Below are 12,913 nucleotides of genomic sequence, written 5' to 3'. Positions count from 1 at the left end.
ACCGGACCCGGACATCGCGCTAGTGTCGCCGGGTCCGGCCGGGTCGGGCCGTGCGCTCCAGGCGCATGTCATGAGCTGAGGCCATCCGCCAGGACCATCATCATGCCCGCTGATCTCCCGCGCTTGTGCCGTTTCCTCCCCGCTTTCGCCGGTCTGGTGCTGGTTGCCGCCCTGACGGGACTGGCCGGCGCACCCGCCCGCGCCCAGGATGCCGCGAGCCCCGCCGGCCCCACCATCGAGATCGGCGACCAGGTGACCGCGGACGACCAGATCCGCAGCCGCATCCAGACGATCTTTCGCGAAATCGAGGGCCTGAACCGGATCTTCGTCACGGTTTCGGCCGGCGTCGTCACGCTGAGCGGCCAGGTCGAGGAAGCCGCGCTCGCAAACCGCGCCGAGGAGCTCGCGTCCCGCGTCTCCGGCGTCGTCGCCATCGAGAACCGCCTGACCGAGCAGACCCAGGTGAGCGAGCGGCTGAAGCCGGTGATCGGCCGGTTCGAGCGCCGCGTGCAGCAGACGCTCGACTATCTGCCGCTGCTTCTGGTGGCAGGGCTCGCCTGGCTCGCGATCGGCCTGCTGGGCTGGTTCGTCACCACCCGCGTCCAGCCCTGGAACTGGCTCACGCCCAATGCCTTCATCGCCGATCTGGTGCGCCAGACCGTCTGGCTCGCCTTCCTGATGCTCGGCGCGCTGGTGGCGCTCGATATCCTCGGCGCCACCGCCGTGCTCGGCACCGTGCTCGGCGCGGTCGGCATCATCGGGCTCGCCATCGGCTTTGCGGTCAAGGATACGGTGGAGAACTACATCGCCTCGATCCTGCTGTCGGTCCGCCAGCCGTTCCAGCCGCGCGATTTCATCGCGCTAGAAGGCATGGAAGGCTATGTCATAAGGCTCACCTCGCGCGCCACCATCCTGATGGATGTCGACGGCAACCATATCCGCATCCCCAACGCCGCCGTGTTCAAGGCCACCATCGTCAACTACACCCGCAATCCCGAGCGCCGGTTCTCGTTCGAACTCGGCATCGCCGCCGACAGCCAGTTGCCCCAGGCGCTGGCGATCTGCCACGACACGATCGAGGCTCTCCATTTCGTGCTCGACGATCCCGAGCCCGGCGCCTGGATCGAAAAGGTGGGTGATTCCACCGTGGTCATCGGCCTGTCCGGCTGGATCGACCAGACCCGGACCGATTTCGTCAAGGCACGGTCCGAGGCGATCCGCACCGTCAAGACCGCGCTCGAGGCCGCCGGGATCGCCTTGCCCGCGCCGACCTACCGGCTGCGCGTCGAGGATGGAGAGGCGGTTCCGGCCCTGCCCAAGGCAAAACCGCGGCCACAGGGAAAATCCGCCGGCGCCGGCGCCGGGGCGAAGCCGCCGGCGGATTCCGGGGCCGCCGGCGACGTCACCGATACCGCCGTCGACCAGGCCGTGCTCCGGAAGATCGACGACGAACGCCAGGGACAGCGGGGCGACGACCTGCTCTCCGGCGACGCCGAGGACGAACTCGGCGCCCGCCCGGGCGCGTGAGGCAAAGCGGGAGCGCTTGCCTTGTCCCGCGGCCATGCCGTGGCCTTCGTCCGTCGGTCATGTGTTCCGGATTTTCAGGACGGCCGGCGTGTCCTCGCGGCAGCTGCGTGACGTCAATCTACAGCCCGACCCCGTTCTATGAATAACGGCAGTCGCGTCCCGGGGCGACTTGTGGCAGATGGGCGGGCTTTCGTCCAGCGGGCGCGGCTTGCGCAAGCGGGCAAAATGTCGTGCCCCGAGGCCTGTGATTTCAAGGCCGTGGCCGGAAATGCGGCTCTGTTTTTCCCCATGCGCGCGACCCGTGCGAGACTTGTGTCGCTTCCGCTGCCGGATGGTTCGCGAACGTTTCGACCAGGCGGAAGGAATGCCTCCGGGCCTTCGCCGTAACGTGTGGCGCGGGCGCGGGGGAGGCGGATGCCGACCGCGTCTCCGCTGGCAGCCTTTCGGGTACCCCATCGGGATGAAGGGCCAAGCCAGCCACCGGATCGTCCTCGAACACGGGTCGGGCCTCGCGCCGGACCGCGGGTTGGACAGCGAACCGGGCCTGTGGCGGATTGCGCGATCCTGTGATCGTGAAATTCGTGCCGGAACACGGTTTCACTCCCTGTGCTGCGGGTCTCGTCCGGATCCGGGCGCCAGGGCAGGCCGCCGCCTGTCGGATGCGGACGTCATCCGGCAAAATTCGGGCCGCGCGCCGGGTGCGCCACGCCAAGGTGCATGTTCCTGACATGCACATCCATTTCAATCCGAACGGCAAAGCCTGCGTGCGGCCCTCCGGACTGGACTGCCTGTCATGCTCCCGGCGGCCGACCGCGCGGGAACGCTGAAGCTTGCGTTGATGCGCGCGACCCCCCAAGGCTGAAGGCCCTCCCAAGGTTTGCCAAGACAGGATGACGGGAAGGGCGCTCCCATGTGCGGTGTCGGTATGTTGATGGCAGCACCGCTGTTTTCGGGCGCGGTTCACGCGGCCGGATCGATTTCCTGCTCGGAGATGAAGCAGGATTGAGGCACCGACATCTTGCCCGGGGCCGGCCGCAAGTCGCGGCCGGTGTAACAAGGACGCAGCGTCTGCGCTTGCTGATGTTTTAAATTAGCAAATGCGTATATACACTTGAAGGCAAGTGTTATTTCGCCTGCTTCATATAGGTCGACATCAGCTGCGCCATGCGCGCGTTGCGGATATCGGCCGAGTTCTCGCCCATCACCACGCCGACCACCGAGTGGCCGCCCTGGCGCACCGATGTGGCCAGGTTGAAGCCCGAGGCGCGCGTATAGCCGGTCTTGAGCCCGTCGGCGCCGGGAATCATGTCCATCGCCTTGTTGTGGCCCTTGATGACCCGGCCGGCGACGGTCACTTCGCGCTGTCCGAAATAGCCGTAATATTGCGGGAAGTTGCGCCGGAGCGCGATCGACAGCCGCGCCATGTCGGTGGCCGTCGTCACCTGGCCGGGATCGGGCAGGCCCGAAGCGTTGCGGAAGGTGGTCCGGCTCATGCCGAGTTCGCGCGCCTTGGCGGTCATCATCTCGGCAAAGCGGTCTTCGGAGCCGCCGCCCAGGAATTCGCCCACCGCCGTGGCCACGTCATTGGCGGATTTGACCACAAGCACGCGGATCGCGGTGTCGACCGGGATCGACTGCCCGGCCTTGAGGCCGATCTTGGAGGGCGGACGGGTGGCGGCATTGCGCGAAATCGGAATGAGGTCGGACCCCGAGACGCGGCCCTGTTCCATCGCCTCGAACAGCAGATAAAGCGTCATCATCTTCGTCAGCGAGGCGGGATAGCGCAATTCGTTGGCATTGGCGCCATAGAGCATCCGCCCGTCCTTGGCGTCGACGACGATGGCGGCATATTTGTCGGGCAAAGGCGCCACCGGCGCGACATCGACATCGGTCGAGCCCGTCGAGGTACAGGCCGACGCCGCAACCAGCGCCAGAACCAGGCTCATCGCAATTCGACAGCGCCTGAGCGCCCCGGCAGTCAGTCCCGTCACGTTTGGTCGCCCCTGTTTGACCGCCTTCTGATACAGTTTTGGCTCGATTCACGCAAGGGTGGCTCCCCACGTCGCCGCGCCGCAGTTGCGCCGCTTCGCAGCTTGCTGTTAAGGGGGGAGCCGCAACGGAGACACACTCAGCGATGGCCTCACCGCGATCCCCACGCCCTCTCGATCATCTCGTGCTGCCGGTCGAGGACCTCGAGACCGCGCGCGCGCGCCACACACGGCTCGGCTTCACGGTCGCTGCCGACGCGCGCCATCCCTTCGGCACGGAAAACGCCTGCGTGTTTTTCGAGGATGGCACCTATCTCGAACCGCTGGCCGTGGCGCAGCGCGAAACCTGCGAACAGGCCGCGCGGGACGGCAATGTGTTCGTGGCCCGCGACCAGGCCTACCGGTTCCGCCGCGGCGACAACGGGTTTTCGGCACTGGCGGTCAACGCGCAGGATGCCCGCGCCGATCACCGACGCTTCACCGAGCTCGGCATGTCCGGCGGCGACATGTTCGAATTCTCCCGGCCGATGAAGCTGCCGGACGGCAGCGAGCAGACGGCGAGCTTCCGGCTGGCGTTCACCGCGGATCTGCGCAGCCCGGATCTGATCGGCTTCTCGGTCGAGCGCGTCAACGTGCCCTTTGCCGACCGCTCGGCGCTGACCGCCCATGACAACGGCGTCACCGGCATTGCCGAGGTGGTGCTGTCGGAGCCCAATCCCACCGATTTCCAGTATTTTCTTCAGGAACTTGCCTGCAACCGCGAGGTTGACGCCAATTCCTTCGGCTTGACCGTCGCGCTCGCCGGCACGGACCTGACGGTCTACAACAAGGCCGGGCTCGAAGCCCATCTCGGGGTGGTGGACGAGACGCGCGAGCGCGGTCTCCTGGGCCGCGCGCTGGTGTTCCGGGTGCGCGACCTGCAGGCGCTGTCGGGCCTGCTTCTGGACAACGATATTGCCGCGCGCCAGGTCGCGGACAAGCTGGTGGTCGATCCGGCGCCCGGGCAGGGCGCCTATTACTGTTTTGAGGAAATTCGATGAGCATCGCACCCAACGCCACCGTCACCGTCGGTGACGCGGTCTTCGACACGACCAGGCCGATGAGCCTGATCGCCGGCCCCTGCCAGTTCGAATCGCGCGACCATGCCTTCGACATGGCCGGCGCGCTCAAGGAACTGTGCCAGGGCCTCGGGCTCGGGCTGGTCTACAAGTCGAGCTATGACAAGGCCAACCGCACCTCGCTCACGAGCACGCGCGGCGCCGGCCTCGATGCCGCCATGCCCGTGTTCGACGAGTTGCGCACCAAGCTCGGCCTGCCGGTGCTGACCGACATCCATTCAGAGGAGCAATGCGCGCTGGTGGCTCCCCATGTCGACGTGCTGCAGATCCCGGCCTTCCTGTGCCGGCAGACCGACCTGCTGGTCGCCGCCGCCAAGACCGGCAAGGTGATCAACGTCAAGAAGGGCCAGTTCCTGGCGCCCTGGGACATGAAGAACGTGCTCGGCAAGATCACCGGCTCGGGCAATGCCAATGTGCTGCTGACCGAGCGCGGCGCCTCCTTCGGCTACAACACGCTCGTCTCCGACATGCGCGCGCTGCCGATCATGGCCGACATGGGCGCGCCGGTGGTGTTCGACGCCACCCATTCGGTGCAGCAGCCCGGCGGGCAGGGCGCCACCTCGGGCGGCGAACGCCGCTTCGTCGAGACGCTGGCGCGCGCGGCCGTGGCCGTGGGCGTGGCCGGCGTCTTCATCGAGACCCATCAGGATCCCGACAACTCCGCCTCTTCCGACGGGCCCAACATGATCCCGCTCAAAGACCTGCCGCGGCTCCTCGAGACGCTGATGGAATTCGACGCAGTCGCCAAGCGCTAGCCGACAGGCGAGCGGTCGCTGCTGCGCAAGGGACGGTGGCGCGCTTCACGCGACTTGCCCTGAGAGCGAACGCCTCCCGGCCGGGTCTCGCTGCAACATCATGGTGATCCTATAAAAAACGCCGGGTTTCCCCGGCGTTTTTCGGAAGCACTTGCAGGGTTGGGCGCTCAGAATTCGTCCCAGCTCTGCTCCTGTTTTTCGGCTGCGGCTCCGCCCCTGCCGAAGGCCGAGGCGATCCGTGCGCCAAGCGCGCGCACCGGCGACGGCACCGGCTTCGAGCGGGCGTCGGCTTCCACCGGGGCGGCGGCGCGGGCTTCACCGGTGTCGAACCGCCGCACCAGCCCTTCGAGCTTCACCGCGTCGCCTGACAGGTCCTGCGTGGCCGCGTTGGTCTGTTCGACCATCGCCGCGTTCTGCTGCGTCATCTGGTCCATCTGGTTGACCGCGGCGTTGATCTCGGCAAGGGCGGTGGACTGTTCGCGCGCGCCGGTGACGATCGAGCCGATCAGGTCGTTGATCCGGCTCACCTGCGTCTCGATCTCGCCGAGGGCGACGCCGGTGTCGTTGACGAGGGAGACGCCGGTGCTGACCTGGGTCGAGGAGGTCTCGATCAGGGTCTTTATTTCCTTGGCGGCATTGGCCGAGCGTTGCGCCAGTTCGCGCACTTCCTGGGCGACCACGGCAAAGCCCTTTCCGGCCTCGCCCGCCCGTGCCGCCTCGACGCCGGCATTGAGGGCCAGCAGGTTGGTCTGGAAGGCGATGTCGTCGATCACCGAAATGATCTCGGTGATCTGACGGGAGGAGTGCTCGATCCGTTCCATCGCGGCAATCGCGTTCTTGACAACGGTGCCGGAGCGTTCCGCGCCGGACTTGGCCGAGGCCACCATTTCGCTGGCCTCGTCGGCGCGCTGCGACGAACTCTTCACCGTCGAGGTAATCTCGTCGAGCGCGGCAGCGGCTTCCTCGAGCGAGGCGGCCTGCTGCTCGGTGCGGCGCGACAGGTCGTTGGAGGAGGCGCCGATATCGGAGGCGGCATGGCGCACGGACTGGGTGGCGACCGAGATTTCCGTCATCGTCAATGCCAGCGAGCCGACCGAGGTGTTGAACTCGGTGCGCAGCTTTTCATAGTCCGGCGCGAAGGCCTGGGTGATGCGATAGGTCAGGTTTCCGGCCGAGAGGTTTTCCAGTCCCTCGGTCAGCGCCGCGATCACCCGGACCCGCTCCGCGTCTTCCGCTGCCTTCCGGGCGGCGATCGCCGCGTCCTGCTGTTCCTTTTCGCGCCGCGCCGCCTCAGCCTGCGCGCGCGCCGTGTCGCGCTCCATGGCGGCATTGCGGAAAAAGGCCACCGACTGGGCCATCTCGCCGATTTCGTCGGAGCGCTCGGCAAAGGGCACCTCGCGGCTGAAATCGCCGTCCGAGAGCACCCGCATATAGTTCTTCATCGCCGTCAGCGGCACGATCGCGCGGAGACGGAACAGGTAGAGCCCCACCAGGAACACGGCCACGGATACCAGGCTCGCCACGATCGTCACGATCGAGAAGAAGCTGTCGCGCGCTGCCGCATCGGAGCGGACTGCCTGATCGTAGGAGGATACCGATGCCACAAGCTCCTTGACCGATGCGTCGCTTGCCGCAAAGGCGGTGCGCAGGTCTGTCAGGGCGGCCATTGCCGCAGCCGTGTCCTTGCTGACGAGCGCGGGCAGGAAGCGCGTGGTCATGACGCTCCAGTAGTCTGCCCCCTTGGCCAGCACGCCGGTCTCGAGCTGGTCGACCAGATCCTTTTCGTAGGCGGACGTGACCCAGTGATCCTTGCGCGTGGTGTAGTCCTGATGGAGCGCGCGGATGCGCTCGGCATTCTTCTCGATCAGCGTCGGCTCGAGAAGCGCCTCGTTGGCCAGCATGTAGGACTCGACCACGTAGAGCGGTGGCGGCAGGATATCGGCCAGAAGGTCCTTGCCGTCGATGATCGTGTTGTAGACCGGCCCGGTCAGCTTGAGCTGCTGGTAGATGTATTTCTGAAGCCCGAAGGCCATCACCAGGCCCAGCGTCACGATGACGGCCAGCAGCAGCAGGCTGCGCGAGATATTGAGTTTCATGCGCGTCTCCGAATTCCGTCGGCACATCTGCGGTTCGGGCGACACCCATTGCGCCCCGGGGCCGAAGCCCCGGTGTCTGCCGCTCGCCGGGCGAGAAGGCGTTCGAGGCTGGATCGACGTCGAGTGTACGATAGCGGTCGTTTCTTACCAGAACGCAAACCATGCGTGGTGGATATCAGCGGGGAAGGCGGGGGGAGGCGCGCGGTGACGGCATGCGCAGGCGCGCCTTTGCGTCCCTTTGCAAGGGCTTCGCCCTGCGCCCGACGGGCATGTCCGCAAGGCCGGGCAGAGATGAGACGTCCCGGCCGATTGATTTTTCCCTATGGTGCGGTAAGACGGCGCTCAGTCGACCCGACCCATCGCCACCAATCAAAAGGAATGAGACCATGACCGCCATCATCGATATTGTCGGACGGGAAATTCTCGACAGCCGCGGAAACCCGACGGTTGAAGTGGATGTCCATCTTGCGGATGGCTCGATGGGGCGCGCGGCGGTTCCCTCCGGCGCCTCGACCGGGGCGCACGAGGCCGTGGAACTGCGCGACGGCGGCAGCCGCTATCTCGGCAAGGGCGTGCAACGCGCCGTCACCGCCGTCAACGGAACCCTGCGCGATGCGCTCTGCGGCATGGACGCCGAAGGCCAGGTCGCGCTCGACAAGGCGATGATCGCCGCCGACGGTTCGCCCAACAAGGGCGAACTCGGCGCCAACGCGATTCTCGGCGTTTCGCTCGCCGCCGCCCGCGCCGCCGCCCAGTCGCACGGCCTGCCGCTCTACCGCTATGTCGGCGGCGCCAATGCCCGGCTGCTGCCGGTGCCGATGATGAACATCATCAATGGCGGCGCCCATGCCGACAATCCGATCGACTTCCAGGAATTCATGATCATGCCGGTGGGCGCCGCAAGCCTGCGCGACGCCGTGCGCATGGGCTCGGAAATCTTCCACACGCTCAAGAAGGAGCTTGCCGCCGGCGGCCACAACACCAATGTCGGCGACGAGGGCGGCTTTGCGCCCAACCTCAAGAGCGCGCCCGAAGCGCTTGATTTCATCATGAAGTCGATCGAAAAGGCCGGCTATCGCCCCGGCGAGGACATCTATCTCGCGCTCGACCCGGCCTCGACCGAATTCTACAAGGACGGCAAATACGACCTGGCGGGCGAGGGGCGCGTGCTCGACAGCGCCGAGATGGCTGCCTATTACGCCGAACTCGTGGCCAAGTACCCGATCATCTCGATCGAGGACGGCATGGCCGAGGACGACTGGGACGGCTGGAAGACGCTGACCGACATGATCGGCGCCAAGTGCCAGCTGGTGGGCGACGACCTGTTCGTCACCAACTCCGCGCGCCTGAAGGACGGCATCAAGATGGGCGTCGCCAACTCGATCCTGGTCAAGGTCAACCAGATCGGCTCGCTCACTGAAACGCTCGAAGCCGTCGAGATCGCCCAGAAGGCGGCCTACACCGCGGTGATGAGCCACCGGTCCGGCGAGACCGAGGATTCGACCATCGCCGATCTCGCCGTCGCCACCAATTGCGGACAGATCAAGACCGGCTCGCTGTCGCGCTCCGACCGGCTTGCCAAATACAACCAGCTGATCCGCATCGAGGAAGAACTCGGCGACGAAAGCGTCTATGCCGGGGTTTCGGTGCTGCGCGGCCACTGACCTCGCGCTGAAACCACTCCGCGATTGCCTGAAAGCCCGCGTGAAAGCGCGGGCTTTTTGCTGCGCAACTGCAGCATCTGACATGAACGGCTAACCCTATCTTAAGCATGTGCTGTCATGCTCGGACATTCGCAGGGGTAATGGCGTTTTTTCGAATGCGGACAAAATTCAAAAAGCAGCGATTCTGGATACGTTGGATCATTCCGGCGTTGTCGGTCGCTTGTTTCGCCTATTTCGGGTTTCATTCCTGGCACGGTGCCTATGGCCTGAATTCGGCCGAGGCGCTGGAGATCCGTCGTGTCGAACTCACCGCACGGCTTGCCAGTCTCACCGAACGCAGGCAACATCTCGAACGCAAGGTCATGCTGTTGAGCGACGGCGCCGTCGAGGCGGACATGCTCGACGAGCGCGCGAGGTTGCTGCTCAATGTCGCGCGTGAGGACGAAGTCGTGTACTTCAATTGAGATGCGCCAGTTAACCCAGATCCGGTTAATTTGCGAATTATTCAATATATTCATAATGTTGCGCGGAATATCAGCTATGCGTAAATAGGCTTGCTGTCAGTTCCCAATTTCCCTATGGTCAGCGCTACATGACCACAGGGAGGATGACATGGCTCCACGCAAAAGCGCCGCCGCCGCATCCCGCAAGAAACCCGCGGAAAAGAGCGGGCTGAACGGCGGAATTACCGAGTTCGACAAGGCCACGGAACTCAAGGCCTATGAGGAAATGCTGCTGATCCGGCGTTTCGAGGAAAAGGCCGGCCAGCTTTACGGCATGGGTTTCATCGGCGGCTTCTGTCACCTCTATATCGGCCAGGAAGCGGTCGTCGTCGGCATGCAGATGGCGCTCAAGGACGGCGATCAGGTGATCACCGGCTATCGCGACCACGGCCACATGCTCGCCACCGGAATGGAAGCGCGCGGCGTGATGGCGGAACTGACCGGCCGGCGGGATGGATATTCCCACGGCAAGGGCGGTTCCATGCACATGTTCTCCAAGGAGAAGAATTTCTACGGCGGCCACGGCATCGTCGGCGCCCAGGTCTCGCTCGGCACCGGGCTCGCCTTCGCCAACAAGTATCGCGGCAACGACAATGTCGCGGTCGCCTATTTCGGCGACGGTGCGGCCAACCAGGGCCAGGTCTACGAAAGTTTCAACATGGCAGCCCTCTGGAAGCTGCCGGTCATCTACATCGTCGAGAACAACCGCTACGCCATGGGCACCTCGACGGTGCGCTCCTCGGCGCAGTCGAATTTCTCGCTGCGCGGCAATTCGTTCGGCATTCCCGGCCATCAGGTCGATGGCATGGATGTGCGCGCGGTGCATGCCGCGGCCGTCGAGGCGGTTGCCCATGGGCGCGCGGGCAAGGGGCCGATCATCCTGGAAATGCTGACCTACCGCTACCGCGGCCATTCGATGTCGGATCCGGCCAAGTACCGCTCCAAGGATGAAGTGCAGAAGATGCGCTCCGAGCATGACCCGATCGAGCAGGTCAAGGCCCGCATTCTCGAGCTCAAGCACGCCTCGGAAGACGATCTCAAGGCGATCGACAAGAAGGTGCGCGACGTGGTCGCCGATTCCGCCGATTTCGCCCAGAACAATCCCGAGCCGGACGTGTCCGAGCTCTACACCGACATCGTATTGTAAGGGGAGGCGAGAGAATGCCGATTGATATCCTGATGCCCGCGCTCTCCCCGACCATGGAAGAGGGAACGCTGTCGAAGTGGCTCAAGAACGAAGGCGACAGCGTCGCTGCCGGTGACGTGATCGCCGAAATCGAAACCGACAAGGCGACGATGGAAGTCGAGGCGGTCGACGAAGGCACGATCGGCAAGATCGTGGTTCCCGCCGGCACCGAGAACGTCAAGGTCAACGCCGTCATCGCCGTGCTTCTGGAAGATGGCGAAAGCGCCTCCGACATCGGCGCGCCGAAGAAGGCGGAAGCCGCGGACGCGCCCAAGGAGAGCGCAGACGATGCCGGCGGCAAGGCCCGCGCGGCCGATGAGGAGCCCGAGGCCGCAGCCTCCGGCAAGGTCCCTGCGGCACCCAAGACCGACGTCGCGTCCGATCCGGACATTCCGGAGGGCACCGAAATGGTGCCGACCACCGTGCGTGAAGCGCTGCGCGACGCCATGGCCGAGGAAATGCGCGCCAATGACGACGTCTTCATCATGGGCGAGGAAGTGGCCGAGTACCAGGGCGCCTACAAGATCACGCAAGGGTTGCTGGCCGAGTTCGGCGCGCGCCGCGTGGTCGACACCCCGATCACCGAACACGGCTTTGCCGGCGTCGGCGTCGGCGCGGCGATGGCCGGCCTGCGGCCGATCGTCGAGTTCATGACCTTCAACTTCGCCATGCAGGCGATCGACCAGATCATCAACTCCGCCGCCAAGACGCTCTACATGTCCGGCGGCCAGATGGGCGCGCCGATCGTGTTCCGCGGCCCCAACGGTGCGGCCGCCCGCGTGGCCGCGCAGCACTCGCAGTGCTACGCCGCCTGGTACAGCCACATTCCCGGCCTCAAGGTGGTGATGCCCTACACGGCGGCGGATGCCAAGGGCCTGCTCAAGGCCGCGATCCGCGACCCCAACCCGGTCATCTTCCTCGAAAACGAAATCCTCTACGGCCAGACCTTCGACGTGCCGAAGATGGACGATTTCGTGCTGCCGATCGGCAAGGCGCGGGTGCACAAGCAGGGCAAGGACGTCACCATGGTGTCGTTCGGCATCGGCATGACCTATGCGGTCAAGGCGGTGGAAGAGCTGTCGGCGCTCGGGATCGACGTCGAGCTGATCGACCTCAGGACCATCCGTCCGATGGACCTGCCGACCGTGATCGAGAGCGTGAAGAAGACCGGCCGTCTCGTCACCGTCGAGGAAGGCTATCCGCAGAACTCCGTCGGCACCGAAATCGCCACCCGCGTGCAGCAGCAGGCGTTTGACTATCTCGACGCGCCGATCATCACCATCGCCGGCAAGGACGTTCCGATGCCCTATGCCGCCAATCTCGAGAAGCTGGCGCTGCCGAACGTGGCCGAGGTCGTCGAGGCGGTGAAAACCGTCACCTACAGGACCTAAGGGGAGGACTGAAAGATGCCTATCAACATCACCATGCCCGCCCTGTCGCCCACCATGGAGGAGGGCAACCTCGCCAAATGGCTGGTCAAGGAAGGTGACAAGATCGGTCCCGGCGACGTGATCGCCGAGATCGAGACCGACAAGGCGACGATGGAAGTGGAAGCCGTCGATGAGGGCACGGTCGCCAAGATCGTCGTCCCCGCCGGCACCGAGGGCGTCAAGGTCAATGCCGTGATCGCCATTCTCGCCGCCGAGGGCGAAAGCGTCGATGATGCCGCCAAGGGCGGCGGATCGGGCGCCAAACCCGCACCGGAAGCCAAGGCCGAGGACAAGCCGGAAGCCAAGGCCGAGGCGCCCAAGCCTGAGGCCGCCAAGCCGGTCGAGGGCGCGCCGCTGGGCGACACCGCGATAGAGGCCGAGCAGTCGGCCGGTCCGGTGGTCAAGAAGGACGGCGAACGCGTGTTCGCCTCGCCGCTCGCCCGCCGCATAGCAAAGGAAGCGGGCGTCGACGTGGCGCAGGTTACGGGCTCCGGCCCGCATGGCCGCGTGATCAAGGCGGATGTCGAGAAGGCGATTTCCTCAGGCACGGGCAAGGCAGCCGCCGCGCCGGAATCCAAGGCGGCTTCCGCGCCTGCCGCGGCTCCGGCCGGGATGTCGCAGGGCGCCGTGCTCAAGCTGTTCGACG

At 65.4% G+C, this 12,913-nt stretch carries 9 protein-coding genes and 1 pseudogene; 8 read left to right on the top strand and 2 right to left on the bottom strand.

All coding sequences use genetic code 11. The features are described from left to right. Positions 1-102 precede the first annotated feature (102 nt). Positions 103-1,527 (top strand): mechanosensitive ion channel family protein, encoded by a 1,425-nt coding sequence (locus AWJ14_RS15295; RefSeq protein WP_066180969.1) that lies wholly within the window; start codon positions 103-105, stop codon positions 1,525-1,527. Positions 1,528-2,651: 1,124 nt separating this feature from the next. On the opposite strand, the gene AWJ14_RS15290 is transcribed toward AWJ14_RS15295, so the two are convergent. Continuing rightward, entirely contained in the window at positions 2,652-3,518 is an 867-nt protein-coding gene (locus AWJ14_RS15290) for a D-alanyl-D-alanine carboxypeptidase family protein (RefSeq protein ID WP_066180966.1), read from the bottom strand. A gap of 143 nt (positions 3,519-3,661) precedes the next feature. Between AWJ14_RS15290 and AWJ14_RS15285 the strand changes: the two genes are divergently transcribed. Then, positions 3,662-4,555, top strand: a complete 894-nt coding sequence (locus AWJ14_RS15285; RefSeq protein WP_066180963.1) for a VOC family protein — start codon at positions 3,662-3,664, stop codon at positions 4,553-4,555. Further along, positions 4,552-5,388, top strand: coding sequence for a 3-deoxy-8-phosphooctulonate synthase (kdsA, locus tag AWJ14_RS15280; protein ID WP_066180959.1), 837 nt, complete (start codon positions 4,552-4,554; stop codon positions 5,386-5,388). Before AWJ14_RS15285 ends, kdsA begins: the two co-directional genes overlap by 4 nt. 167 nt (positions 5,389-5,555) lie before the next feature. Here kdsA and AWJ14_RS15275 read toward each other — a convergent pair whose 3' ends face one another. Next, positions 5,556-7,484 carry a methyl-accepting chemotaxis protein gene (locus AWJ14_RS15275; RefSeq protein ID WP_066180956.1) on the bottom strand — a complete coding sequence of 643 codons (1,929 nt, stop codon included), beginning with the start codon at positions 7,482-7,484 and terminating at the stop codon, positions 5,556-5,558. A gap of 386 nt (positions 7,485-7,870) precedes the next feature. Here AWJ14_RS15275 and eno point away from each other — a divergent pair, with 386 nt between their 5' ends. The 5 genes and pseudogenes from eno to AWJ14_RS22890 form a co-directional block, all read left to right on the top strand. Continuing rightward, positions 7,871-9,148, top strand: coding sequence for a phosphopyruvate hydratase (gene eno / locus AWJ14_RS15270; protein WP_066180953.1), 1,278 nt, complete (start codon positions 7,871-7,873; stop codon positions 9,146-9,148). Between the two features lie 209 nt (positions 9,149-9,357). Then, entirely contained in the window at positions 9,358-9,612 is a 255-nt protein-coding gene (locus AWJ14_RS15265) for an FtsB family cell division protein (protein ID WP_425349645.1), read from the top strand. Positions 9,613-9,760: 148 nt separating this feature from the next. Next, complete coding sequence (gene pdhA / locus AWJ14_RS15260; RefSeq protein ID WP_066180949.1) at positions 9,761-10,798, top strand: pyruvate dehydrogenase (acetyl-transferring) E1 component subunit alpha; 1,038 nt, start codon at positions 9,761-9,763, stop codon at positions 10,796-10,798. A gap of 14 nt (positions 10,799-10,812) precedes the next feature. Then, positions 10,813-12,228: a pyruvate dehydrogenase complex E1 component subunit beta gene (locus AWJ14_RS15255; RefSeq protein ID WP_066180945.1), complete on the top strand. Its 1,416-nt coding sequence runs from the start codon at positions 10,813-10,815 to the stop codon at positions 12,226-12,228. 15 nt (positions 12,229-12,243) lie between these two features. Then, positions 12,244-12,913, top strand: a pseudogene (locus tag AWJ14_RS22890) (biotin/lipoyl-containing protein); the annotation flags it as partial.

The organism is Parahoeflea olei (assembly GCF_001703635.1).
GTDB lineage: Bacteria > Pseudomonadota > Alphaproteobacteria > Rhizobiales > Rhizobiaceae > Hoeflea > Hoeflea olei.
Note: the sequence above shows the minus strand (reverse complement) of the source record. Positions and strands in the feature narration are given on the sequence as shown.